The following is a 24,543-nucleotide window of genomic DNA, read 5'->3' on the forward strand; positions in this document are numbered from 1 at the left end:
CTGCACCTACATTAAGATATCCTGGATATCCTGGATCTGCTTTTCCATCGTTATGATAATGACACTGTCCCCAACCTTAATACAGTCATCGCCATTCGGAATAATGATCTTGCGCTTTCTTGCGATACCTGCAATCAGGTTGTTCGGCTTTAAGGATAAATCCTTTAAAGGCTTATTTGTATACTTAGTTTCTGATTTTACAATAAATTCGAGTGCCTCTACTTTTCCGTCCACCAGCTGGTACATTGTCTCTACATTTGCACTTCCCTGGGAATTCCGGCGTGCACGCACATAACTCATGATTGCATCTGCCGTTGCCGTCTTCGCGGAAACGATACTGTCAATCCCAAATTCCTCGATCATCCTCGCCCTGCGGTCCTCATTGACCTTGACAATGATCTTGGACACTCCCTGACTCTTGGCAAACAGGGACATGATAATGTTCTCTTCGTCCATTCCTGTCAGGGCTATCAGTGCGTCCGCATCCTGGATTCCTTCCTCCATAAGCAGGTCATGGTCTGACGCATCACCGTTGATGATAGTCGCCTTTGGAAGAAGCTCGCAGAGATTCTCGCACTTCTCTTCTTCTTTCTCGATAATCTTGATCTGCATCCCCAGTTTGCAGAGCTGGGTGGCAAGGTAATAGCTGACACGTCCGCCGCCGCATATGATGACCTTACGGATCTTCTCCCGCTTCTTGCCGAGCAGTTTAAAGAACAATTCAATATCTACATGGGATGCTGCCACATGGAGGCGGTCTCCTGAACGCAGAATATATTCACCGTCCGGAATCACCACATTATCGCCGCGCTCTACAGCGCACACAAGTATCTTGATCTGGAACTTGTTGTACATCTCCGCAAGGGACATGCCTGCCAGCATGCTGTTCTGGGAAAGCGGAAATTCAATGAGCTCTACTCTTCCTTTTACAAATGTCTCTATCTTGCTTGCATCCGGAAACAGTAAAAGACGGGCAATCTCTCCCGCCACTGCCAGTTCAGGATTTACTGCCATGCTCAGGTGCAGGTCCTCCTTTAAAATATCAATCTGTTGATAATAAATCGGATTACGCACCCTGGCAATCGTGTGCCTGGCCCCGAGCCTTCTTGCAATGAGACAGCTTAACATATTGCACTCATCCGTAGATGTGCATGCGATAACCAGGTCCGCATGCGGTACGTCTGCCTCCTTCTGTACTGCTACACTTCCCCCATCGCCGGTCACACAGAAAATATCAAGCCGGTCAATAGCAGCACGCAATTTCTTTTCATTGCTGTCGATCATTACAATATCGTAATTCTCTGCGGAGAGCTGTTTTGCCAGCTTATAGCCGACTTTACCGTCTCCAATGATGACTATCTTCATTTGTCTACCCTCAACTTCATTCTTATACCTTATTGAATCTTTCTATAAGGTATGTAATCGCTATTTTTCCATAATGGCAGAGCAATTATAGCACTTTTGAATCGTAAATACAATCGTTTTGCAGATTTCTTAATAAATATTAAACCGGGTCTGCGAAAGGGATAAAATAAGCCGGCCAGCGGCCGGCTTATTTTATGATTTCAGCGATGTCAGGATACCATTCCATTGCCTTTTTAATGGCTCTTTTCGTGGGCAGCCCATTGCCTGAAAGAACGACCAGATCGTTTGTCACTCCTAAACTGCCTTTGAATACTTCTGCATGGAACATTTCCCCGGTGCAGCTGATCAGGTAACAGCCCTCCTGAAGTTCTAGGATTCCTTTCACACGGTATGTGTCAATTAAGAACATTTCCAGAAATTTCTGCAGCGTATATAGTGTCTGGTTCTCTTTAATGTGCAGCAGGTATTTACGCAGAGTGATATCCGCACTTTGCATCAGGTCCGCATCTTCCCCACGGGCCTCTGACATGCGGTCGAGCCATTCTTTCTTTATACGGCCGAACGTAGTCTCGTAGACAGGGACATCCGGCCGGTGGTTACGGATTGTTTTTCTGATATCTGCGACAGTTTCCGGCGTGGCAAGGTCTGTCTTATTGATCAGGACCATATCGCTGACTGCTATCTGCTTTTTTACCACGACCGCCGTCCCATACACTTTAAGAAACTGCTTTGCATCAATCAGGCAGATACTCCCCATGTATTCGGCAGACTCGAATTTACCTTCCTGATCCAGGATTTTTCTTACGTTTGTCGGGTTGGAAAGGCCCGATGCTTCTATTATAATAACATCAGGCTGCCTGACGAGTGCCTTTTCGAGCACTTCTTCAAATTTATCCAGTCTGCACGAGCAGAAGATTGAACCATTATTGATCTCATCCAGAACCATCCCGAGCTCATCCAGAATTCTGCCGTCGACTCCTTCTTTTCCGAATTCATTTACAATCAGGTGAATGCGTTCCCCTGAAAATTCCTTTATAAAGTTTTTCAGAAAAGTAGTTTTACCGGCTCCTAAGAAGCCGGTAATTAAATACAGTCTGCTCATTATTTCATCACAGCCCTGATGGCTGCTTCCAGATCTTCTTTCGCCGGTACAAGAGAGCGGAATTTTAACTCTCCGTTAATGTACATGGACGGAAGATTCGGCACTCCCATCTTCTTGCAGCGTGCAATGTTTTCCTTGATGGTGAACTTATATTCTACCATATCGATTGCATCTCCAAATGTCTCTTTTGCCTCCTTTGCGGCACCCATCATATAAGTGCAGGCAGCGCAGGTTGCAGAATCCAGTGTGAAGACTTCCACAAGCGGTTTTTCAAGATGCCCGTAATCCGGCAGTTCCACTTCTATTTCTTCATCTGCGGCAACATAGTTCTTGAGGATTTCACGCACTGCATCCGTCTCGTGTATCGCCTGTACCACACCGATCGTATTTTCAACCGGCACCGCATAAGGCATATCACATCCGGGAGCAAGGATGAAGTTTTTCTTATCCTCCAGTTTATCCAGAAGATCAACCACGAACTTCATGTTGTCCTGCTGTGTCCCATGCAGCATGACCGTTGTCAAAGGAATATTCCCTCCGATTGCCACATTATATTTATCCGTAATCTTCTTGGCAGCAAACAGGTCAACGTTTTCATCGATGGAAATGGAATCCGGCTTTGTCTGGCACATCACTTCTATGTTCCTCGTAGCGTCCCCACATACGAAGAAGGAAGAAAGTGCCCCTAATTCACGGATATGGGCAAATAATTTACTGAACGGCTCGCTCATAAACTGTTCAAAGTGATCAGAAGAAATCTGGGAGATCAGCGGGTCAACCACTGCAATCACATCCATGCCTGCCTCGATATAATACTCTGCCATCTTCATTGCAATCGCATTACAGTATGCCAGAAATTCAATCACTGCATCCTCGTCGTCATACATATCCATAAAAATATCATTTCCACGCAGGTGTGTTGCAAGTGTAAACGGTCCGCAGATCAGTCCGTATAAAGCTGTCGTACCGCCTACTGCTTCTTTCATTCTTCTCATGACATTCAGAATCATGGGAATACGTCCTGATTCTTTCGTCGGTATCGTGCAGTAGCAAGGTGTTTCCAGATCTTCCGTGCCTTCCAGCGGATGTTTTGCAACAGACGGTGGAGCATCTTTCGCCCATACGAGATCACATCCCAGACATTCGGCCTCCACCTGCAGGTCAAAGATCACCGGCTGCCCGGATGGTTTATAAAGCTTGTTTACCTCCATCAGTGACTGAAACAGCTTTTCTTCGTCCTGTAAGACTTCTGTTGCATCATACCCGAGAAGACTGCCCGCATGCACGCCTGCAAATGGTATCCATGCTACCTGCTCTGTTTCCTCATGGTGCAGTGTTTTCAATAATAATTCTTTCTGATTCATGTTTGTATCTCTCCTTTAATATTTATAATTATTTTTTTATGCACGAGTCACATATTCGGCCTGGGCCAGCATATCTTTTACATTCTGAATGGAAAAACCGCGTCCGTTCCCGGTCTCCGCGTTTACATCCCTCGGATTCATCCCTACTTCCGCATATAACTGGTTCACACCTGCTATCAAAGCCATCGCCTTTGGTTCATGGACATTCATAGACTTCTTCGGTCTCGTAACAAGTCTTGCCGCTGCAGCGATTTTCGTCAGTTCCAGATCTGTAATCTCCCCCTTCTCATAAAGAGGAGTCCCCGGGACACCGACACGTTTCATGCATGCCATGACATTTACATCATATGCCCTTGCACGCAGCATCTCATCCGCGATCTGGCCGTATGTATGTTCGGGCCCAATCGGTTCTACACAGTAGATCAATTCCAATCCGGCATTTTTCAGGGCGTCGAGTGTGGCGATTCTCTTTTCCACCGGGAGGTCTGTATCAATTCCCTCATTCATTCTTACAATATGGTATACCCCCGTAAAACCGGCCTCTTTCAGACGTACTGCTGTGTCCTCATTAAAATCACCGATATTGGCAATAAACATCATGTCCTCTGGAAGCAGTTTTTTTACTTCTTTGGCAATCTGGAGAAATTTTTCTATACTGTAATCTGCAGTTGTCATCAGAAACAGTGCATCTGCCTTTTCTTCTACGATCCACCTTGCCTGCTGAAGAATCTCTTCCAATGACTTTTCGGATTTTTCCTCTGCCACAAAATTGTCTTTCCCAAGTGAACAAAACTTACAATTACCGGTGCACGGTGCGCTGTTCAGACCGATCTGTGCAAAAACATATCCTCTTTGTCCGAATTCTTTTCTTGATAATTCATTTGCCTTTTGAATCAATGTGTAAAAATCTGCCGACTGATTGTTGATACTCAGCAGTTCCAGCGCATCTTCTTTCGTCAAATCCTCATTCGCATCTACTTTAGCAAATATCTCTTCAAGTCTGCTGCTTTGTAATCCCTCTGTATTCATATAATGTCACGCCTCCGTTCTTTTCTGTTCTTATCATATAAATTTCAAGAACTTTCTTCCTGTACTTTTTTTTGATATTTTGTAATAAATAAGGATGATATGAATAAATGCACAAAAAAACTCCGTACAGCCGATTTTCATCAAGCTATACGGAGTGCTTATTCTATTCTTCCGCAGCCCTTGCTGCAATTTCCTTCTCCTGTACATCAGACGGTGCCTGCTCATATCTTGCAAATTCATAAGCATAAGTGCCGCGGCCTCCAGTCATGGATCGGAGTACTGTACAGTATCCGAATAATCCTGTCATCGGGATATCTGCTTCGATCACCTGCTTACCACCCGCTATCGGATTCATTCCGAGCACGCGCCCACGTCTCTTGTTCAGATCCCCCATAACATCACCGGTATATTCATCCGGAACTGTCACTTTCAAGGAAGCGATTGGTTCAAGGAGAACCGGTCCTGCCTCCATAAAGCCTTTCTTAAATGCCTGGACTGTAGCCGTCTTAAATGCCATCTCTGAGGAGTCAACCGGATGGTAAGATCCATCATACAGGATCGCCTTCACACCTACAACCGGGTATCCTGCAAGTGGTCCCTTCACAACGGAATCCTGAAGGCCCTTCTCTACTGCCGGGAAATAATTCTTCGGCACTGCCCCGCCGACAACAACCTCTTCAAATATATATGGCGTCTCAAGGTCGCCTGATGGTTCGAACTTCATCTTAACATGGCCATACTGTCCATGTCCGCCTGACTGCTTTTTATACTTTGTATCTACATCAGATTTCTTGCGGATCGTCTCCCTGAATGCTACCTTAGGCATTTCCAGAATGACATCTACTTTATATCTGGAAGCAAGCTTGCTCACTGTAATCTCCAGATGCTGGTCCCCCATACCATAAAGTAAAGACTGACGGTTCTCACTGTCATTGACAGCCTTCAGAGTCATATCTTCCGCCATCATCTTAGCCAGAGCCTGTGATACCTTGTCATCATCGCCTTTGGTCTTCACTGAATACTTCATATATGTATAAGGAACAGAAAAGTCTGTCCTTGCGAAAGATACCGGCGTTGCCTTTGTGGAGAGTGTATCCCCGGTGCGTGTGTTGGAAAGCTTCGCAATCGCTCCGATATCACCTGCAAATAATTCTGTCACTTCCGACGGCTTATTCCCGCACATGGTATAAATCTTGCCCGGCTTCTCTTCTGCATCCGAGTCCGCATTATAGAGCACATCATCGCCCTTGATTACACCTGAGCATACTTTTACGAAGGAATATTTACCGATGAACGGGTCTACCATTGTCTTAAAGACATATGCTGTCTTAGCCTTTGAGAATTCATAGTTCGCTTCAAAGATCTCGTTCGTCCTGCGGTTCAGTCCTGCACAGCTCCTTCTGTCCGGGCTCGGGAAGAATCTTACAATATCAGATAACAGGTTTGCAACTCCCTGTGCCTGCAGATTGGACCCCATAGCTACAGGAACGATGTCCCCGTCCATAACCTCTGTACGCATGGCTGCACGAATCTCTTCTACGGAGAACTCTTCCCCTGCAAAATATCTCTCCATGAATTCATCACTCGTCTCGGCTACCGCCTCCATCAGTGAATCTCTCAGGATCTCGAGGTTCGGCAGACAGTAATCCGGAATCTCGCATTCCTCTCTCTGTCCGATATCTGTATATCTTCTTGCCGCATTCTTAATAACATTAATATATCCAACCAGCTTCTCATTCTCACGGATCGGCTGGAAATGAGGTGCTATCTTCTTCCCGTATCTCTCTGTCAGGTCTGCCACCACCTGACGGAAGCTGGCATCATCCACGTCCATCTCTGTGACATAGACCATACGCGGGAGATTGTACTTATCGCACAGTTCCCACGCCTTCTCCGTACCAACCTGTACGCCGGCCTTACCGGATACAACAATAACAGCTGCATCAGCTGCACTTACTGCTTCCTCTACCTCACCGACAAAGTCAAAGTATCCCGGTGTATCCAGAATATTGATCTTAGCCTTCTCCCACTCAACCGGGATCAGAGTTGTGCTGATAGAGAATCCGCGTTTCTGCTCTTCTTTATCAAAATCACTAACCGTATTAGAATCGGAAATCTTACCCATACGGTTCGTTGCCCCTGATACATACAACATCGCCTCTGCCAGGCTCGTCTTGCCACTTCCGCCGTGGCCAAGCAATACTACGTTCCTAATCTCGTCTGTTCTGTAAACCTTCATGCTGCTGCCTCCTTGTGTGTCGTTATTATGCGCATGCTTTATAATGTACTTCCGGCGCACACGTGTTATGTGTATATTGTACTAAAAAACGAGTCGTATTACAACTGCTTTATGAATTTTTAACAAAGATTTTTTGCTTCGAAAGTCCGTTTACTTTTCCCCGTTAAAATGGTAAACTGGTTAATGTGAAATTTATTAGATTACTACCAGAAAGGACTTACAGTATGATGACTAAAAAGATTGGATTTATTGGTCTGGGGTTGATCGGCGGTTCTATTGCCAAGGCTGTGCGGCAGTATTTTCCAGAATACGAGCTGCTGGCTTTTGATAAGAGTAAAGAGACACTGGCTTTGGCGGTTCAGGAGGGGACGATCCATACTTCCTGCTCTTCAATAGATGAAAATTTCAGGGGGTGCGCTTATATATTTCTATGTGCCCCGATTGCTTATAATACAGCTTATCTCAGCCAGCTTAAGGATTTCGTAGGTTCAGAATGTATCCTGACGGACGTGGGGAGCGTAAAGAGCTCTATCCATGAAGAGATCATACAGCTCGGGCTGGAAGAGAATTTCATCGGCGGGCACCCGATGGCCGGTTCCGAAAAAAGCGGGTTTGTGAATTCAAAACCGGTTCTGATCGAAAATGCCTACTATATTCTGACGCCTTCGGCAAAAGTTTCCCCGGCAAAGGTAGATGCATACAGGGAATTTGTAACGGCCCTGAAGGCACTCCCTGTTGTCCTGGACTATGAGGAGCATGATTATGTCACCGGGACGATCAGCCACCTGCCCCACATTATTGCTTCCAGTCTCGTAAATTTTGTGCGCGATACAGATACGAAGGATGAGCTGATGAAGAATCTGGCTGCAGGGGGATTTAAAGATATCACGCGTATCGCCTCCTCCTCCCCTGTCATGTGGCAGCAGATATGTTTGAAGAATAAGAAAAATATTTCCCAGATACTGGAAGATTATATCGGAGTGCTTCAGGAAGCGAAGAAAGCGGTCGACGAGGGGGCGGAGGGCGAGCTCTATTCCCTTTTCGAGGATTCTAAGGACTACAGGGATTCCATGCCGAATAGTTCGGCAGGCCCTATCAAGAAAAGCTTTGCACTCTACTGTGATATTATTGATGAGGCCGGCGGTATTGCAACCATCGCTACCATTCTTGCGAGCAACAATATCAGTATTAAGAATATCGGGATTATACATAACAGAGAGTTCGAAGAGGGCGTACTGAGAATTGAATTCTATGACGGACCTTCTTCCAATAAGGCGGCGGAACTCTTGAAGAAATACAGATACATTGTTTATGAAGTTTAATGTGTGCAGATGCAGAAATACACACAAGGATACAGAAAGGATATACAAAAATTTATGGAATTAACGAATATTACAGGATTAAGAGGGGAAGTTTCCGTTCCCGGCGACAAATCTATTTCCCACAGGTGCATTATGTTTGGGTCCATCGCGAAAGGGACGACTGAGGTACATAATTTTCTGGAAGGTGCCGACTGTCTGGCTACGATCAATTGTTTCCGCAGGCTCGGGATCGATATCGTCGAGGACGGTGATATCATTACCGTACATGGAAAAGGACTGCACGGACTGAGCGCCCCTGACGATATACTGGATGTAGGCAACAGCGGAACGACTACCCGGCTGATCTCAGGCATTCTTGCCGGACAGTCCTTTGACTGCAAGATTTCCGGGGATGATTCGCTGAATTCACGTCCCATGAAACGGATCATCGACCCGCTGACCCGCATGGGGGCGAATATATCCAGCATTCTCCGCAACGGGTGTGCCCCTCTCTATATCACAAAAGGCTCCCTCCACGGGATTCATTATATCTCCCCGGTCGCTTCCGCACAGGTCAAATCCTGTATCCTGCTTGCAGGACTTTACGCAGACGGGGAAACTTCTGTCATGGAACCGAGTCTTTCCCGGAACCATACGGAACTGATGCTGAAAGAATTCGGGGCCGACCTGACCACGAAGCACGAACTGGATTCTACAAGGGCGACGGCATCCATCCGTCCCTGCGAAGAATTGTACGGCCAGAAGATCATGGTGCCGGGAGATATCTCCTCTGCGGCATACTTCATAGCCGCCGGTCTGCTTGTCCCTGATTCCGAAATCCTCATCAAAAACACCGGAATCAATCCGACCCGTGCAGGTATCCTGAAAGTATGTGAAGATATGGGCGGGGATATCACTCTCCTGAATGAGCGCACCGAAGGCGGGGAAAAGATTGCCGATATACTGGTCCGTTCCAGTAAACTTCACGGTATAACGATCGAAGGGGATATCATCCCGACCCTGATTGACGAAATTCCTGTCATTGCGGTCATGGCCGCTGTGGCAGAAGGCACAACAATCATACGGGACGCTTCGGAACTGAAGGTAAAAGAAACTGACCGGATCGAGACAGTCACCGACAACCTGACTGCAATGGGCTGCGATGTCACCCCGGCTTTTGACGGAATGGTGATAAATGGCGGTAAGCCGCTTCACGGAGCCACGATCCACACGCTTCTGGACCACAGGATTGCGATGGCTTTCAGCATTGCAGCACTGGTTGCGGAGGGTAATACAAATATCCTTGACAGCCACTGTGTAGATGTATCCTATCCAACCTTTTACGATACTTTTGAGCAGCTCTTATAGGCTGCTCATTACTTCCTCCAACATCTCCCGCACTGTCTTCCCATTCCCCGGATGGTGCTTGTAAGGTGCAATCTCATGCAGCGGCTTTAAGACAAAATCCCGCTTCTGCACTTCAACATGCGGGATGCATAACGTATCTGTCCCCATAATGAGGTCATCATAAAAAATGATATCAAGATCCAGTGTCCTCGGCCCCCAATGGATGATGCGCTCCCGTCCGGCCTCCTGTTCAATCTCATGAAGGGCTTCCAATAGTTCTTCCGGAGTGAGCAGTGTCTTCAGTTCAAGGCAGCCGTTCAGGAAATCATCCTGATCTGTCACGCCGTAGGGAGGAGTTACCAGCCAGGACGATGTCTTTTCCACACGGCAGCCTTCCCACGCGTCGAGTGCCTTTACTGCGCCGTCCAGATACTGTTGTTTCTCTCCCATATTCGAGCCTAGGGCAATATATGCTGTGTGCCACTGCCGTTCAATCTTTACGGAAACATATTCCAGAGGCAGTCCTACCGGCGCCCACGGCTTCTTTACTTCCAGTTCTACTTTCTGTAAATGCTCTGTATGCAGGAGAAGTTCTTCTGCCAGACTCTCCGCAGCCCGCTCGATAAGCTTAAATGTATGCCTCTTTAAGTACGCATCGATAAACTGGCTCACTTCCCCGTAGTGGATGGATGCTGTTAAGTCGTCCGTCTTTCCCGCACGCCGCGTATCTGTATATAAGGTGGCTGAAACAAGGAACTTCTGCCCCAGTACATTCTCCTCCGGGAACACACCGTGCTTTGCAAATACCTCTAAATTTTCTATCTTAATTTTATCCATGATCATACCCCCTGATGCTCCCTCATGATTGCTTCAGCCATCTTAAGCGCACGCTTATTCGCCTTCACATCATGTACCCTGACAAATGCGCAGCCGCTTAACATTCCCATGACGGTTGTCACTAATGTACCTTCTTCTCTCTGGTCCGCAGGGAGATCCAGCGTCAGACCGATCACCGACTTTCTGGAAGTGCCAAGCAAAACCGGATACCCCAGAAACTGCAGACGGTTCAATTGTTTGATAATCTCCAGATTCATCTCATAAGTCTTGCCGAATCCCACACCCGGGTCAAGAATAATCTTGTCCTTCTTAATCCCGGCTTTTCTGGCAATATTTACACTCTTTTCCAGATCCATCAGCACATCTGGAAGGAAGTTCTGGTATTCGGCCTTCTCCCTGTTATGCATCAGACAGCAGGCCGCCCCGCTTTCTGCAATCAGGGGGGCCATGTTTTCATCGTATTTCAGCCCCCAGATATCGTTTACCAGACCGGCTCCTGCTTGAAGGGCCGCCCTTGCGACACGGCTTTTATAAGTATCAATGGAAACTGGTACATCAAACTCTTTCTTTAGCTTCTCAATGACAGGCGCCGTACGTTCGATCTCCTCTTCTTCTGAGATCTGTACGTGTCCCGGACGTGTGGACTCTCCGCCCACATCCAGAATATCCGCACCCTCCATGACCATCTCCTGCGCATGCGTAAGTGCTGCATCGAGACGGCTGTAACGCCCGCCATCAGAAAAAGAATCCGGTGTTACATTCAGAATTCCCATGATATATGTATGATTGTCTGTGTCAAATTCCCTGCTGCCTATGATCATATGATTATCAATCCTTTCACCACTTTATTTCCATGTTTTTCTTTTCCCTGCTCCAGTTGCATTCCGGTTCGGCCGGACACATGCAGCATATTCTGGAGAGCTTGTCGCTTTCATATAAAAGCCTTCCCAGTACCGACATCCCTTCCTTGCTTCTGCGATGTTCCAGAATTGCCTTAAGGATCATCTGCTTTTCTTCTTCTGTAAAGGAGTCTGTGTCCGTAAGTATCTGCCCTGCTATCTTAATCCCCGCTATTTCATGGGGTGTGCCATCCTCATACTGCCTGTATTTACCGATATCATGTAAAAGGGCCGCCGCATAAATGAGCTCTTTTTTCATCCCCAGATCTTCTTCCAGATTACGAATATATGCAATCCTCGCCACATCAAGAAGGTGCGTTATCTGGTGGCGGCAGAATATCCGATCCTTTTCTGCTTCCTCCAGTAATGCATAGCTTTCCCGGTAAAGTGGATGGTTCCTGATTTTTTCTATTGCTTCCATAATATTCTACCTGAGCATCTGGAAAAACTGGTTTGTAAGTTCCGTATTCTCCAGAAATTCGCCGCGTTTGACGATTGTAACTGTCTGGCTCCCCGGCTTTTTGATTCCCCGCATGGTCATGCACATATGCTCCGCCTCTATCATGACAAGGACCCCTTTCGGATTCAGATTCTCCATCAGGGCATCTGCGATCTGCCCCGTCAGCTGTTCCTGAAGCTGCAGCCTCTTGGCAAACACCTCCACGGTCCTTGCAAGCTTACTTAAGCCCACCACTTTTCCGTCCGGTATATAAGCGATATGGGCCTTTCCATAAAACGGGAGCAGATGGTGTTCGCAGGTCGAATAGAAGGTGATATCTTTCTCAATCACCATCTCGTTATCATCGACATGGAACGTCTTTTTCAAATGTTGTGCCGCATTCTCTTCCATCCCCCCGTATATTTCTTCATACATCCGCGCAATCCTGTCGGGTGTATCTTTCAGTCCTTCACGTGTAATATCTTCCCCGATTCCTTCCAACAGAAGCTTAACTGCCTGCTTTACTTTTTCCTGATCTATCATAATGTCTCCTTATATGGCTCTACTTTGCTGTCTGACATCCAGACTCTGCCATCTTCATGACCTGTCCTAAATAGGACAGGGAACCAAAAGCCAGTATTACATCCTCTGCACCTGCCACATGGTATGCCGCACCGACTGCCGCACCGATATCAGATACCGCCTCCACACCGGGGCAGTATGGCTCCACTGCTTCCTTAAGTTCTTCCGCTTTCAGGCTGCGCCCTGTATCCGGCAGGTCTACCGTATAGATCTTTTCTGCCAGCGGGGCCATGATCTGTGCGATCTTTGTGTATTCCTTGTCTTTGAATACACCCATAATAAAGATCAGCCTTCTGCCCGCGAAATAATGTTCCAGTGTTTCCCGCAGCTTTAAAGCCGCATCCTCGTTATGTGCCCCGTCTACGATAAACAGAGGCTCCTTATGAATGCAGGTAAACCTCCCGGGCCAGCTTGTTTTCGCAAAACCGTCCCGCACAGCTTTTTCTGTGATATGGAATCCGTTTTCATTCAATCCGTCTATCAATTCAAGAACCGTAACTGCATTACTAATCTGATGTCTTCCCGCCAGTGGAATATGGATATTCTTCCATTTCCCGCAGGTAAATTCCTGTCTGTCCCAGTTCTCCTTAAGCACCACCGCATCTTTTACAGAAGCCGTATACATCCTGCATGAGAGCGCGTCTGCCTTATCCTTTAAAATCTTCATGACTTCCGGCTTCTGCCCTGCCGTCACCACAAAGCATCCCGGCTTGATGATGCCTGCTTTATTACCGGCTATTTCTTCCAGTGTATCCCCTAAAAATCCCATATGGTCCCGGCTGATGGATGCAAAAACGGCAGCAGCCGTACGCTCCACAATATTCGTGGCATCAAGCGTGCCGCCCAGACCGGTTTCCAGTACAACGATATCACAGTTCTTCTTTTTAAAATACAAAAAAGCTATTGCCGTCTCGACCTCAAATACAGTGGGGCTTGCTTCCCCTGAGGTTTCCATACGTGCAATAGCTTTCTGAACTTCTTCCACTAATCCGGCGAAATCTTCTTCCGGTATCCATTCTCCGTCTACCTGAATCCGCTCTAAATAGGAAACCACTGTTGGCGATACATATCTCCCGGTCCTGTATCCTGCCTCACTTAAGATTGTAGAAGTGTATGCAAGCACAGATCCCTTTCCATTCGTTCCTGCGATATGTATGAACGTAAGGTCATCCTGAGGATTCCCAAGTTCACGCAACAGACCTCGAATCGTATCCAAGCCAAGTACACTTCCGTATTTCGACACTTCGTCCAAATATACCCTTGCTTCTTTATAGGTCACGTTTCTCGTTTCCTTTCCTTTTTTAAAATATCTAAATATGCCTTGTCGTGATTTCATTATCACTGTTGTCCATCATAGCACTAAATCAGATATATCACAAGGAAAATTTTTACCGGTCTAATCATCTTATATCCATTCTTTTACCCATACTGTCATCTCCCCTTTGCCCCTGTTATTCCAGTATGCATAGGGGATGGCCCGCACTTTTGTCTTGAAAAACTTTGGTTTTTCTTCTTTGTACAGCTCACCCGGGGCCCAGCTGTCTGCCGCAATGCGGTATCCGTCTGCCGACAATACCCATGTCCCCCCGAAGAGTTCCGGGTCCAGCCGCATTGCGGGCCGGGTCGAGGTATCCAGATAAATCCCGGAAAGATTCGCGCCGTTATCTGCTTCTTCCAATGCATAAACAAGCGGCCCGTTCATCATGCACACTTTACCCTCATCGGCGCGTACGGCAGGATTTGCCCTGATGAAACGTGGTTCCGAACGAAACCGGACTTCCAGTGTCTTCCCGCTGAAATCACCGCTTATGTATGCATAGCCTTTTTCTGCCGTATAGACAGCCTCAGTACCGTCCTGAAAGATACGGTAATCAACTGCATAATCCGGAATCCGAAGTGCAAGTGTCATCCGTCCTGCTTCACCGTGAATCCGAAGGGAATATGTGTTTTTATAGGGAAATTCCGTTTCCAGACTGACCCGGATTCTGCCACCTTCTAATTCCAGTTCTGTTTCATTTCCTATGAAAAGGTTGACAAACAGTGTGTGTTTATCATACCCGTATATATACTGCCCCAGCGAAGAAAGAGTCCTCGCGATATTGGGAGGGCAGCACGCAACCCCGAACCATTTCTGGCGAATGCTTTTTACATGCTCTTTGGAGGTGCGCCCCATGCAGTTATCCGGCCATACTTCCAGTGGATTTACATAGAAGAAACTTTTTCCATCCAGGGCAATACCTGCAAGAACAGTATTATACAAAGCGCGCTCTGCCACATCAATGTATCTGGCATCGCGGGTTATCTGGGCCATTCTTCTCCCAAACAGTGCCAGCCCGATCGAAGCACACGTTTCCCCATAATTGCAGTCATTCGGCAGGTCATAATCCGTTGTAAAACGTTCCAGAATACCGGAAGAACCGATCCCGCCGGTCACATACATTCTTCTCTGTACGATATTGTCCCAGAGTTTCGTGCATGCTTCAAAAAGTTTTTCATCATGGTACAGGTCTGCAAGATCTGCCATTGCGGAGTATAAATACACGGCGCGCACGGCATGCCCTTCTGCCGTCCTTTGTTCCCTGACCGGAAGGTGGGACTGGGAATATTCTGGCTGGTAGTCTTCGAATTCCGGGAAGATATTCCGGAATCCTTCCTGTTCCATCTCCTTCAGAAAGTAATTTTTCTCTCCCGTGCCTCTTACATCAATGAAATACTTAGCCGTTTCCAGATACTTTCTTTCCCCGGTTACCTCATACAGACGCACGAGGGCAAGCTCAATCTCTTCATGTCCCGGCATCCCGTGAAGCTTTCCTTCTTCTGGTCCGAATGTATCTGCGACAAGATCTGCCATGCGGCAGACAATCTCGAGAAATCTTCTTTCACCGGTCGCCTGATTATATGCAACGGCGGCCTCTATCATGTGTCCCAGTGTATATAGTTCATGTCCCTCACAAAGATTCTGAAATCTTTTGCCCGGTTCCTTCAGTATAAAATATGTATTAAAATATCCGTCCGGCTGTTGTGCGCGGCCGATCAGGTCAATCACACCGTCTGCACGTTTTTTCAGTTCTGCATCCGGTTCTGCCGCCAGCGTATACGCCACGGCTTCCAGCCATTTTGCCACATCGGAATCCTGAAAGACCGCTCCAAAGAACTCTCCATCTGACTCCCCTGCCGCGATCCGGAAATTTTCGATGCAGTGGCTGGGCGGCGCATCCTCAATCTGGTCGTTCATTGCCTTCCACTGGTAGTCCAGTATTTCGGACTTTACCAGTTGCGTATGCCTGTCCCAGAAAGGGTCCTTAATCTTTACGTCCTTTAAATCTGCCAGTTTTAATTTTTCCATCTTTTTCCCTCTTCTCACACTTTTTCTCCAGATTTACATCTGAGTGGAATGAAAATTTTAATCCTTGTCCCTTCCTCCCATTCACTTTCGATCTGAAGCCCGCTTTTTTCTCCATACATCAGTTTCAGCCTCTGATGGACATTCTTAAGTCCGAAACCGCCCTCATGGATATCTTTCTCGCGGATTTCCTCTGATTCCAGTTCCTTCATAAGCTCGTTTAGTTCCTCCGGCAGCATGCCCGTCCCGTCGTCCTCCACACACAGGACAAGTCCGTCACACTCCTGATAAGCAGATATCTGTATATGCCCCTTCCTGCCTGCATCACGGATTCCGTGGTAGATACTGTTTTCTACAAGGGGCTGGAGAATAAACTTCATGATTTTTATGTCCTTCAATTTTTCATCGACAGAGACGTTCCATGTGATCTGGTCCGGAAAACGAATATTCTGGATTTCCAGATAACACACTGCATATTCTGCCTCCTTTTCCAGTGTCACAAATTCCTGTCCGTGGCTTAAGCTGATCCGGAAAAAATCAGACAGCGCAATCACAAGCTCCTCACTCTGTACATCATGGTTCTTCCGCGCAAACATGCTGATGGAATCCAGCGTGTTATAGAGAAAATGCGGGTTGATCTGGTACTGCATGGCCTTTAACTCCAGCAGGCGCTGGTTGGTCTCCTCACGCCTTATCTTTTCTACCAGCTCCCCGATTTTTTTTGACATCCTGTTCATCGTTTCTGCAAGCTGCCCGATCTCATCCTCACCGCTGACAGGCACCTCGGAGTGCATATTGCCTTTTCCGACCTGTTTCATGGCATTCCTGATATCTGAAATGGGTTTTGTAATCCTGCCGGAAAGATAGATGACCATACACACACTAATCACTAGCAGTACCATCAGCTCCAGTGAAAGGATTTTGAAAATCAAATAAATAGAGGCGTAGGCCTCGTTCTTATCAATCCAGGTTTTCAGCGTCCAGATACCATTGTCCCGGGAGCTGATAATATACTTTTTATCTGAAAGCGTGTCCCCGTCACCAACAGAAGATAACCTAAAATTGCCGTCTGCACTCTCCAGGCGGTAATTCTGTGTGTCTTCCAGAAGAAACTGGCCGATCCGGTCCACAAAGAGGCTTTTATCAATCACCATGCAGACAGCACCAATCTTCTGCGTCAGATCCGTTGTATTATTGTTCACAATCCGGTACACAACGATGCTGCTGTCATTAAAATCTGTAAACCATACGGCGGATGCATCTTTTCTGCCCTTTAGATCCTCCTTTGACTCCAGATACCCGGACACCGCATTATGGGAAAGGTTGCTGTACATCCTCCCGTAATTGTCGATCAGGTAAATGGACCTGATCGCGCTGTCATAATCCGTATAAGACAGAATCCGGTTCCGCATCTCTGCCGTCATGGACGGCACATAGTTCTGGCTGCTGTAATCTGCGGATCTTAAAAACTCCTGTATGTCGGAATCACCAATCATGTTCACCGTATAATTTTCTATCTTCATCTTTGCCGAATTAATTTCCCAGAATGCAGACTCTGTAAACTTTTCCAGATGCTCTTCATACATTTTCGTTAGAGACGGGCGAAGATGGAAAACCGCAAACAAAGCCATAGCCGCAATCTGGAAGACTGCCACACCGATAAAGAAAAACATGATTCTGTTCTTTATGGATTTGAATCTGCGCTTCACGCTTTACTCCTTTCCCGATATTCCTTTGGAGACAGGCCCGTATATTTCTTAAACATCGCGCTGAAATAATTTGCATTTTTATAGCCGGCTTCTCCGGCAATCACATAGCTCTTTTTGTCTGTATGTTCGAGCATCTCTTTCGCTGCGTTCATACGTACCTTTGTGATATATTCAATACAGGTTTCCCCTGTCAGGCTCCGGAAGATTCTGGACAGATAATTGGATGTCAGGGCGAGCCTGTCAGCGAGATAACTCACGGACAGCTCCGGGTTAGAATACTCTCTTTCGACAATTTCCTCTACCTGCCCGGCAATCACTTCCACATATCTCCTTGTTGAACTGCGTTTTTTCTGTATAATCCTCCCGGCCATATCCTGAAAGGACTGCTCCGGTCCGTCAAAATTCCTGATGCAGCTTTCCGTATTCCTGAACTCTTCCAGAACATCGACCCCCATATCATTTGCCGTACGGTTCATGGCGACCAGCAGCTGGAGCAGCATCACCTTTGACTCCTCCACAGGATACCGGGGAGGCATCACTTTCTGGAAAAAAGTCTGGAGGAGCCTCTCGTTTAACGTATCGTGAAACTTAAGCATATCCAGTATCTGTTTTTCATCTGCATATGGGTATTCTGGTTCGCCCGCACGTTTGGGGGCAATATCGGCAAAATAGAGGTAATACATCTCGTGTATGTCCCGAATGGACTTTGCCGCTTCCACCGCCTCCCTCGCCAGCCTGCCTGCCATAAGCAGTTCCGCTCCGGTTTTGCTGACGCCGAAGCATACTTCCAGTCCCAGATTCTGTGCGATAGACTCCTTCAGAATCTCCAGCTTGAACTGGTACAGCCTTCCCTCCATGATGACAAGTTCGGTCCCGTCATAAGGCATCAGATAGACGACTGCATCACCCAGTATTTCATCCACGATCTGCCTCAAAGCTACCTCCTCCGTCAGACTGGAGTTCTGGTTAAAATAACGGATTGCCACACAGGTGACCTCACTCTTTGGGAGATAAACCGATGCTTTTTCCGCCCGCAGTTCCATCTGTTCCTTCTCTGCGAAACGTTCTGCCAGCAGGTCGTTCCAGAACTGGTTGCGCAGAACCGGTAGATTTTCTTCCAGCTGTTTCTCGGCAATCGCGATCCAGTCCATGAGCTTCATCCGCTCTGCAATGTCCCTGCGTATATCCGAGAGCACCGATCTCAGTTTATCGGGGGATACCGGCTTTAACAGGTAGCGCTTCACGCCCAGCTCCACGGCTTCCTGTGCAAACTCAAACCTGTCATGCCCGGTCAGTATAATAATGTCACACGTCAGGTTCTCCCTGCGTATCATCTTAATAAATTCCAGACCGTTTAAGACCGGCATATAAATATCTGTCAGAATCACATCCACTTTCTCTGTTTCCAGATATTCCAGCGCCTCGATTGCACCCCCAAAGAGTACGGGAGGGTCAAATCCTTCTTCCTGCCAGTCCAGCAGGGATACAAGCCCCTCCCGGATATTGTCCTCGTCTTCCACGATCATCATTCTCATAAGATATCCCCCTTTTACTTTTTATACATTTCCGGACTCACTTACCCTTTCACCGCCCCGGCTGTCATTCCCCCAATAATTTTATCTGTCAGCATGGCATAGATCACGATGGTAGGCAGGATGGAAATCACCATCGCCGCAAATGCATATGCATAATTGGCCTCAAAAGTCGTTAGGAAGGAACGGATCGCCACCTGGATCGTTCTGGAAGCGTCACTCTGGTTCAGAAGATTTGCAAAGAGCAGTTCATTCCAGGAATTGATGACGATGAATACACAGGCGGTGACGATTCCGGGTTTTGAAATAGGCAGTATGATTTTCCGGAAAGCCTGTCCCGCTGTTGCCCCGTCTATTTTCGCTGATTCCAGAAGTTCCCCGGGAATCGTCTCCATATATCCGCGCACCACCATCAGGCTCATCGGCAGGTTTACACCCGCATACACCAGCGCGATCCCGAGAATATTATCATAGAGCCCGATCTTATTAATCATCACATAGTATGGCACTAAGAATGCATTGGTCGGGATAAACAGGCACATAGAGAAAAGCACGGTCAGGATTTTCCTGTTTGTGAACCTGTATAGCATGGCATAGGAAGCCAGAGTGGCTGACAGAATAGAAATCACAGTTGCCAGAGCCGCCACTGCCACCGTATTGAAAAAATACAATACCATCGGATGGCTTTCCATCACTGCCTTGAAGTTCTCAAGCGAAAGATGCTTCGGCACCGCAAACGGTTCGTTAAAGAGATCCGCATTCGGCCGGAAGGATGAAACAAGCAGCCAGAAAAACGGCACCATCATAAATACGAGCACGGCTGCCAGAAATATGTACATGATTGTACGGGCGGGTGATTTTCTGCTATTCATGGCGGCTCCTCCTTTCTCTTTGAAGCATATTTACAAGTATCATGATTCCGAAACCGAGCAGTACTGTTACCAGACCTGCCACCATCGATATCCCGTATCTGTTGGAGCCGACCATTTCCCTGTAAATATACAGTGAAAGGTTCGTCGTACTGTTCGCCGGACCGCCTCCTGTCATCAGGAACGGATATTCAAACGTTCTGAGGCAGAATGCCAGATTCAGCATGATATTCGTAATGATTGCCGGTTTCATCATTGGCAGGTAGACATGGATATCGATCTGGATCCCTGTCGCGCCGTCCACCATCGCGGCCTCTTTCAGTTCCTTCGGCACGGTAGAAAGCTGTGTCAGGAATATGATCATTGTCAGCCCTACATAGAAGATAAACGGAACCTGATTGCAGACCAGTGCGGTCCCCGGGTCATTGAGCCATGCATGCGCCAGTCTTCCCAATCCAATGCTTTTCAGTATATTATTTAAGAGACCTACATCAACATGATAGATAAAATACCACAGAAAGGCAACTGCTGTCGTTGAAATCACATTGGGAATGAAATACATGACTCTCAGAAATTTCCATCCTCTGGGCTGCCTGTTTAAAAGCAGCGCCAGAAGCAGCCCGAAGGGAATGTGTAAAAACAGGGCTGACAGAAGCCAGATAACGGTATTTTTAAATGCCATCCTAAAAACAGGATCTGAGAATATATACTGAAAGTTTGCGAATCCAACGAATGTCTTCGGCCCGAGGCCGTTCCATTCAAAAAAGCTTACATATCCCAGATAACACAGCGGACCTAAGAAGAATGCCAGGATAAGAATTACCGCTGGTGCCATATATAACACTGTCTGCCGTTTTTTCATTGTTTGCCAGCCCCTTTCTTTTTCCTATTGGTTTTCTTTGGACAGCTGTCCGATAAATTCATCCGGAGTCACACTGTCCAGTGCAAGGCTTTCCAGAAGAGACGGCAGTTTTGTATTCGCTGTTGTCGTCAGATTTCTCTGGATATTAACGGTACTTCCCTCAACAACTGAATTCAGGGCAAGATATTCTCCAAGCAGCCCTTCTGTATTTTTTACGTCAGGATCTTCCATATTTAACTTCGGTGACAGGAAAACCGCGCCTTCCAGCGTCAGCTGTTTAACACTTTCTTCGGAAGTGATATACTTCATGAATGCCACGATTGCCTCTTCTTTTTCTGCATCATCTGTTTTCGCCGCAGCCCAGGGTGTCTGTGCATCTGTCACAAGATAATTCTCTGCCACCTTGCCATCTTTGAATGACGGTGCTTTGGCAATCCCGACCTTATCCTGGATATCCGTCAGGGAACCGATCAGCCACGGGCCGTCGATCGCAATCGCTGTTTTACCGGACGCAAAGTTATTCATAGCTACAGAATAGTTTGCCCCAATGGCATCCCCGGTCGTATAATCCCAGAATTTCCTCAGCATCTCAGCCGCTTTTTTCATCTCAGCCGTATCAATGCTTCCGCCCTCATTGAGCGTCTCTGTCCCTGCATAGCTTGCCGCGAGATAAGTAAACAGGTTGCATGTATACCACGCATCGTCTGCTGTATACAGTGAAAACGGAGTGATTCCCGCATCCTTTAAGTCCGCGCATGCCTTCAGGAGCCCGTCCCATGTATCAGGGAATTCGTCGATTCCTGCCTGCGCAAAAAGCTCTTTGTTATAATAAAAAACCGCTCCGGCCTTTTCAAACGGAATCGATGAGATTTCACCGTTCACAGTCAGCGTCTCGAGGTCGCCCTCGCCGAATCTGTCAGCCCACTCGTCATCCATATACTTTGTAAAGTCCATCAGTTTCCCTGATTCCTGTCTGGACAGGTCGTTCGGGTTAAAATTATAATGGAAGATATCCGGGGTCGTATCCGTGGAAATCATCGTCTTTACTTTTTCCTGATATGCCGGGAAATCTGGGTTCACGGTCACTTTTACTTCTATCTTTCCTTTATTCTCATCATTGAACTCCTGAATCAGTTTGTCCAGCGCCGCCCCTCTCTCCGAATCCGTACTCCAGCTGTGGTACATGTTCAGGACAACTGCCCCTGAGTCAGATTTCTCTGCCTTCTGCTGGTCATCCTTCTTGGATGAACCACACCCTGCCAGCATGGAAACCGCCATCGCTGCCGCCAGTAACACACTCAATACTCTTTTTTTCTTCATTACTTTTCCTCCTTCAGTCTGCCTTACGCAGTTCTTTTACATATCTATCCACGCCGTCTATTCCGGCGGAATAAATCCATCCGAGTGTCCCCCATATATCCCCTTTTTGAATCATTCCTTCATCCATTCCCTGTGGGCAGATGCCAAAACCTTCCGGCTGCATCCCGATATCGGTAAATCCCATCTTATCTCCCGGCCAGGACATAATCTGGTGTGCCGCCGTACTGATCCAGTCTGCCATTTTCATTAGAAACGTATCTCCTGCCCTGCGTCCTGTCAAATATAGCTCCCGTATATGGAACAAAGAATAAATATCAACGACGCCTCCGCACCAGATTGAGTTGATTGCTCCCATTCCTTTTGTCCGGAACTTTTTCTCACAGAGAAGGGTTTCCTCCTTCACCGGCGCATTCCAGATATAGTTCCATGTCACGAACTGCCTTGCAGCCGTCACCGCACCATCCAGAAAACGTTTCTCCCCGGTCTGTTCAAACAAATGCCAGCATCCGGCCATCGCATACTGTGCCGCTTCCTTGTCGACTACATTGGGGTTATCCAGCGTACCGCCCTGAAAGAGTTCCTCCCTGCATCCGCTGGAAAGGACATACTCTCCGGCCCTGACAGCCGCCCTTTGATAGCCCTGCCATCTAAATGCAATGCTGCCGGCATCTGCATCTTCTCCTTTGCTGCGCAGGTATTCTGCCAGATTGCAGAGGAACACAATAGGAATCGCCGATGCCGCCTTTCTTCCCCGTTCTCTTTCCCGCTCTGCCATCCCCGGGTCCTCCAGCATAAAGACAGGCGTCCCGTCCGGCTCATAAGCCCGGTACCAGGAACCGTCCCCATTCTGAAGAGAGACCAGCAGATCTGCAAACTGTATCACAGCCTCCAGCCACGGTTTCTGCTCACTTCCCTGATCGTGATACCACTTATAGCATTCCAGTACATCGTTCATCGGTTCTGTCATGGTCCGGAGATAATTACCTTTCGCTTCCCTGTAATCCATATAATGGAGCTTAGGTGCCTCCGGATCCCCGAAGGAAAAGAAAGGCTCCTCCTTGCTAAGGTCATAGAGTGAGTAGACCCAGCCATTCTCCAGAATACAGTGATTCAGGAAGAAATCCACCACCTTCCTGCCCCTTTCCACCCATTCGCCGCCTTTGTCCCTTGCCAGTATCAAAGCCGCGTGGTTCTGCCTTCCGGTAAATCCATATTCCAGAATGTGTACATAAGTGCTGTGTGGTATCGTATTGAAGGAAGTCCCAAACCCCGACGGCTCGGAACCATATCCTTTACGCGGGTCAAAATGGAAGAAAAATCCTGCGCCGTCTTCCCCAAATTCCCGGTAGCTCTTCATAAGGCTTGTCTCCCGGCAGATGATTTCCTCCTGTAAAGTAAACGGAAGGCTGACTATCTGGTGTCCTTCATTTTCAAACTCCCCCGCCAGTTCCTGATATCTCTCATACAGGCTGTCGGTAAACGTTTTGTCACAAGTACACTTAATCTCATAATGAAGTTCAGCCTCCCACGCTTCTTCATCCACCGGATAAAAGGCCTGTACAGGCGTTCCCTTCGAATCAAGCGCCACACTGCTGTCCATCTCCTCATAGGGCCAGCGGGCACACAGGAAGTTCTCCCTGCCATCCCGCCACTCATATCCAAGGGAACCGGCCAGGGTCCTGTGCAGAAAACAGGACTCCCCTCTTTTCCTTTCTTCCTCCTGCGTACACTCAGGTGTCCCCGTCCTTGCGAGAGAAACCGCGGTCTGTGTACCTTCCACATATGCCATAACCATCGGTGCCGTCAGCCGTTCCTCCATATAGGTATGTTTCCCTTTCAACCCGGAAGAATACCGGCAGGAAGGAATTCCATACCGCAGCTGCCGTCCCTCATCTAACAGGATATCCATCCCAAATGCAATCCCGCTCTTTTCGCGTCCCGTCCCTGCGCTCTCCTTTTTCCTGATACGCCGGACGATCTTAACACTTCCCTCTTCCTGTAAAAAGGCATCCTCAACTGCAATCTCTCTGCCTGATACTTCAATCACATTTTCTGCATGAATCTCTTTCCCGCCTAAAACTGTCTCCGCATAAATCTTCCGTCCATCCCCGTCAGGAAACACCTCATACCAGCTGATGATTTTCAGACTGTCCATCTTACAGCCCCCCTTCTTCGTATCTTTTCGTTTTTATCTTTTCATGACCCGTTTTCTGTCATCTCTTAAGATATTTCCATTTTACCCCCTCACATCAAACAAAAAAATAAACTAATCAGCACAAAACATTACATTTTTCTTTCATTTTAAAATCACTAACAAAAAAACACCCCCAAAACTATACAAAATCCACAAAAAGAGAACTAGGGGATTTTCTGGGGGGTGGTTGGAGGGGGGACGCCTCATAAA

The 24,543-nt window shown here is 47.4% G+C and carries 19 protein-coding genes; 2 read left to right on the forward strand and 17 right to left on the reverse strand.

Translation table 11 applies throughout. From position 1 onward, the window contains the following. Nucleotides 1-6 precede the first annotated feature (6 nt). The 5 genes from trkA to DWX43_RS20885 all read right to left on the reverse strand — a co-directional run bounded on the left by trkA (nt 7) and on the right by DWX43_RS20885 (nt 7,099). Nucleotides 7-1,365: a Trk system potassium transporter TrkA gene (gene trkA, locus DWX43_RS20865; protein ID WP_109733827.1), complete on the reverse strand. Its 1,359-nt coding sequence runs from the start codon at nt 1,363-1,365 to the stop codon at nt 7-9. Nucleotides 1,366-1,552: 187 nt separating this feature from the next. Further along, on the reverse strand, nt 1,553-2,467 hold the full coding sequence (locus DWX43_RS20870; protein WP_118621705.1) for a GTP-binding protein: 915 nt from the start codon (nt 2,465-2,467) through the stop codon (nt 1,553-1,555). Further along, nucleotides 2,467-3,831, reverse strand: coding sequence for a uroporphyrinogen decarboxylase family protein (locus DWX43_RS20875; RefSeq protein WP_118621706.1), 1,365 nt, complete (start codon nt 3,829-3,831; stop codon nt 2,467-2,469). Before DWX43_RS20875 ends, DWX43_RS20870 begins: the two co-directional genes overlap by 1 nt. A 36-nt stretch (nt 3,832-3,867) precedes the next feature. Then, a complete protein-coding gene (locus DWX43_RS20880) occupies nt 3,868-4,860 on the reverse strand; it encodes a radical SAM protein (RefSeq protein ID WP_109733824.1) in 993 nt (330 codons plus the stop codon). 163 nt (nt 4,861-5,023) lie between these two features. Continuing rightward, nucleotides 5,024-7,099 carry an elongation factor G gene (locus tag DWX43_RS20885; RefSeq protein WP_109733823.1) on the reverse strand — a complete coding sequence of 692 codons (2,076 nt, stop codon included), beginning with the start codon at nt 7,097-7,099 and terminating at the stop codon, nt 5,024-5,026. Between the two features lie 224 nt (nt 7,100-7,323). Here DWX43_RS20885 and DWX43_RS20890 point away from each other — a divergent pair, with 224 nt between their 5' ends. Both DWX43_RS20890 and aroA read left to right on the forward strand, forming a co-directional pair. Then, entirely contained in the window at nt 7,324-8,421 is a 1,098-nt protein-coding gene (locus DWX43_RS20890) for a prephenate dehydrogenase (RefSeq protein ID WP_109733822.1), read from the forward strand. A 54-nt stretch (nt 8,422-8,475) separates the two neighbouring features. Then, nucleotides 8,476-9,768 carry a 3-phosphoshikimate 1-carboxyvinyltransferase gene (gene aroA / locus DWX43_RS20895; RefSeq protein WP_118621719.1) on the forward strand — a complete coding sequence of 431 codons (1,293 nt, stop codon included), beginning with the start codon at nt 8,476-8,478 and terminating at the stop codon, nt 9,766-9,768. Here the strand turns inward: aroA and folK are convergent. From folK to DWX43_RS20955, 12 genes are all read right to left on the reverse strand, one after another. Next, nucleotides 9,763-10,584, reverse strand: coding sequence for a 2-amino-4-hydroxy-6-hydroxymethyldihydropteridine diphosphokinase (gene folK / locus DWX43_RS20900; RefSeq protein ID WP_109733820.1), 822 nt, complete (start codon nt 10,582-10,584; stop codon nt 9,763-9,765). The two genes, aroA and folK, sit on opposite strands and share 6 nt — an antisense overlap. Before the next feature lie 2 nt (nt 10,585-10,586). Continuing rightward, on the reverse strand, nt 10,587-11,405 hold the full coding sequence (gene folP, locus DWX43_RS20905; RefSeq protein ID WP_118621707.1) for a dihydropteroate synthase: 819 nt from the start codon (nt 11,403-11,405) through the stop codon (nt 10,587-10,589). A gap of 16 nt (nt 11,406-11,421) precedes the next feature. Next, nucleotides 11,422-11,904, reverse strand: a complete 483-nt coding sequence (locus DWX43_RS20910) for an HD domain-containing protein (RefSeq protein WP_118621708.1) — start codon at nt 11,902-11,904, stop codon at nt 11,422-11,424. 6 nt (nt 11,905-11,910) lie between these two features. After that, nucleotides 11,911-12,462, reverse strand: coding sequence for a GTP cyclohydrolase I FolE (folE, locus tag DWX43_RS20915; protein WP_347559314.1), 552 nt, complete (start codon nt 12,460-12,462; stop codon nt 11,911-11,913). A gap of 22 nt (nt 12,463-12,484) precedes the next feature. Further along, nucleotides 12,485-13,783, reverse strand: a complete 1,299-nt coding sequence (locus DWX43_RS20920; RefSeq protein WP_243099422.1) for a folylpolyglutamate synthase/dihydrofolate synthase family protein — start codon at nt 13,781-13,783, stop codon at nt 12,485-12,487. A gap of 126 nt (nt 13,784-13,909) precedes the next feature. Then, nucleotides 13,910-15,850: a beta-L-arabinofuranosidase domain-containing protein gene (locus DWX43_RS20925; protein WP_118621710.1), complete on the reverse strand. Its 1,941-nt coding sequence runs from the start codon at nt 15,848-15,850 to the stop codon at nt 13,910-13,912. Nucleotides 15,851-15,864: 14 nt separating this feature from the next. Beyond that, nucleotides 15,865-17,556, reverse strand: a complete 1,692-nt coding sequence (locus DWX43_RS20930; protein WP_118621711.1) for a histidine kinase — start codon at nt 17,554-17,556, stop codon at nt 15,865-15,867. Continuing rightward, the gene (locus DWX43_RS20935; RefSeq protein ID WP_118621712.1) at nt 17,553-19,091 is read right to left on the reverse strand and encodes a response regulator; all 1,539 of its coding nucleotides are present in this window, start codon (nt 19,089-19,091) and stop codon (nt 17,553-17,555) included. The genes DWX43_RS20930 and DWX43_RS20935 overlap by 4 nt, the downstream gene beginning before the upstream one ends. Before the next feature lie 41 nt (nt 19,092-19,132). Next, nucleotides 19,133-19,960 carry a carbohydrate ABC transporter permease gene (locus tag DWX43_RS20940; protein WP_118621713.1) on the reverse strand — a complete coding sequence of 276 codons (828 nt, stop codon included), beginning with the start codon at nt 19,958-19,960 and terminating at the stop codon, nt 19,133-19,135. Beyond that, entirely contained in the window at nt 19,953-20,819 is an 867-nt protein-coding gene (locus DWX43_RS20945; RefSeq protein WP_118621714.1) for a sugar ABC transporter permease, read from the reverse strand. The genes DWX43_RS20940 and DWX43_RS20945 overlap by 8 nt, the downstream gene beginning before the upstream one ends. A 24-nt stretch (nt 20,820-20,843) precedes the next feature. Next, a complete protein-coding gene (locus DWX43_RS20950; RefSeq protein ID WP_109733810.1) occupies nt 20,844-22,139 on the reverse strand; it encodes an extracellular solute-binding protein in 1,296 nt (431 codons plus the stop codon). Nucleotides 22,140-22,152: 13 nt separating this feature from the next. After that, nucleotides 22,153-24,294 (reverse strand): hypothetical protein, encoded by a 2,142-nt coding sequence (locus tag DWX43_RS20955; protein WP_118621715.1) that lies wholly within the window; start codon nt 24,292-24,294, stop codon nt 22,153-22,155. Nucleotides 24,295-24,543 lie beyond the last annotated feature (249 nt).

The sequence above is a fragment of the Clostridium sp. AF19-22AC genome, assembly GCF_003479085.1.
Lineage (GTDB): Bacteria > Bacillota > Clostridia > Lachnospirales > Lachnospiraceae > Faecalicatena_A > Faecalicatena_A orotica.